Source organism: uncultured Rothia sp. (assembly GCF_937976295.1).
Classification (GTDB): Bacteria; Actinomycetota; Actinomycetes; order Actinomycetales; family Micrococcaceae; genus Rothia.
This window is the reverse complement of the sequence record NZ_CALJRY010000273.1, coordinates 1-1,935: the sequence shown is the minus strand read 5'-3', so window position 1 is coordinate 1,935 and position 1,935 is coordinate 1. Positions and strand designations below refer to the sequence as shown.

Genomic DNA, 1,935 nt, shown 5'->3' with positions numbered 1-1,935 from the left:
GCTCACCCTCCACGCGGGACATCGCCTCAGCCATATCATCGCCGGGAAAATCGCCTCGACCGCTGGCACGCACCAGCGGACGCTCCGTGGCGAGCGCGGCAAGGTCCTGCTCGGTCAGTTCGTCCCCTTCGGGGGCGCGGTACTCACCGGGCAGTAGCAGGCGCTCTGGCGTCGGTTCGGTGCGTACGGCCTGGCGGCTGGAAGATTGAGCGGGCATAGGAGTGTGTCCAGAGGGGTCAGATGACGTACAGATTCAAACGCAATGATGCGGAAGTAGCGCGGTACTAGCCTTCGGACTTCTCGGCTTCAGGTGCCTCGCTGTCCTGGTCAGCGTGCTCGTTCGCGATGCGCACGTGGTGGCGAATCACCTCAGAGATGATGAAGTTCAGGAACTTCTCTGCGAATTCCGGGTCCAGGCTGGATTCCTTCGCCATGGCACGCAGACGAGCAATCTGCGCTTCTTCACGGCCGGGGTCGCCGGCGGGCAGGTTATGCTTTGCCTTCAGGATACCCACGCGCTTAGTTGCCTGAAAACGCTCCGCGAGGATGTGCACCAGCGCTGCATCGAAGTTGTCGATGGAGCGGCGCATTGCGAAGAGCTCCTCGTAAACCTCCGGTGCGACTTCATCGCCCATGGAGGTGGCGTGGGGGTCAAATTCGCAGGAAGTGTGTTCTGCTGTCATGGGTCTCTCCTCTGATCGATTGTGGTCTTCTGCACGTTGCGCGTAAGCGGGATGCTGCGGCAACAGTTGGGAATAGCGGGGTGCGCGGGGCTACTTGGTGTGGCTAGTCTGCGCGGCTAGTCAGCGCTGGCAGAGGCGCCAGCAGACAGGGTTTCCTGAATATCTTCGCGGTCTAGCGAGTAGGCGCGGGCGATGGTTGACTGGCCCAGCACGCGGGTGCCCTGATAGAGCACCATGGTCTGTCCCGGTGCCACGCCGGAGAGCGGGTCCAGTAGGCGCACTACGGTTTCCAGACGCAGCGCGCCTTCTTCTTCAGCTTCGGGGTCGGGTGCCCAGGTCATGTACGCCTTGGCGCGGACCGGGTCAGCGTGCGCGCGCACCTGTGCGGTCACCTCGAACTCTTCGCTGCGAGCGCCCAGCTGTGCGGGCTCTTCCAGGAAGCGTGCCGCCTGTTCCACGGGTACGCCCGCCCAGGTGGCGCGGATACCGCGGATTTCGTGCACGGCAAGCAGCTCGCGGGAGCCGACAATGACTTCGTTTTCCTTGGGGCGCACCTCCAGCACGAAGCGGGGCTTGCCATCGGCGGCGGGGCGGCCCAGCGCCAGGCCCTTGCGCTGGCCTACGGTGTATGCCTGCGCGCCGGGGTGCTCGCCGAGCACCTCGCCGTGGGTGTCCTTGATGAGGCCGGGGCGCATCTTAATGTGGTCGCCCAGCCAGGCGCGGGTATCGCCTTCGGGGATGAAGCAGATGTCGTAGGAGTCCGGCTTCTTCGCCACGGAGAAGCCGCGCTCTGCTGCCTCCGCACGCACCTGTGCCTTGGAGGGGGTGTCCGCCAGGGGGAACCAGGCGTGCTTGAGCTGTTCGTGGGTGAGCACGCCGAGCACGTAGGACTGGTCCTTTGCCCAGTCGGCGGCGCGGTGCAGTTCGCGGTTGCCGTCTTCGGTGGTGATGACGCGGGCGTAGTGGCCGGTCACCACGGCGTCGAAGCCGAGTGCGAGGGCGCGTTCGAGGAGCGCGGCGAACTTGATCTTTTCGTTGCAGCGCATGCAGGGGTTGGGGGTTCGTCCGGCTTCGTATTCGGAGATGAAGTCGTCGACGACGTCTTCCTTGAAGCGTTCGGAGAAGTCCCAGACGAAGAAGGGGATGCCCAGCTGGGAGCAGACGCGGCGGGCGTCCATGGAGTCTTCGAGGGTGCAGCATAGGAAAAAACTTAATCGTAAGACTTCGCAAAGGAACCTTACCATTCTTCTCA

Annotated in this window: 2 protein-coding genes and 1 pseudogene; all 3 read right to left on the bottom strand. The window is 63.8% G+C overall.

Translation table 11 applies throughout. The features are described 5' to 3' along the window. A pseudogene (locus Q0216_RS07230) lies at positions 1-217 on the bottom strand (methionine synthase); the annotation flags it as partial. 67 nt (positions 218-284) lie between these two features. Next, entirely contained in the window at positions 285-683 is a 399-nt protein-coding gene (locus tag Q0216_RS07225) for a chorismate mutase (RefSeq protein ID WP_298594106.1), read from the bottom strand. Positions 684-799: 116 nt separating this feature from the next. After that, on the bottom strand, positions 800-1,935 hold a 1,136-nt coding region (mnmA, locus tag Q0216_RS07220; RefSeq protein WP_298594104.1), incomplete at its 5' end, for a tRNA 2-thiouridine(34) synthase MnmA.

What these genes read in the sequence shown, in the direction of transcription:
- Q0216_RS07225 (WP_298594106.1), bottom strand. Translation starts at nt 683, where the DNA reads ATGACAGCAGAACACACTTCCTGCGAATTTGACCCCCACGCCACCTCC.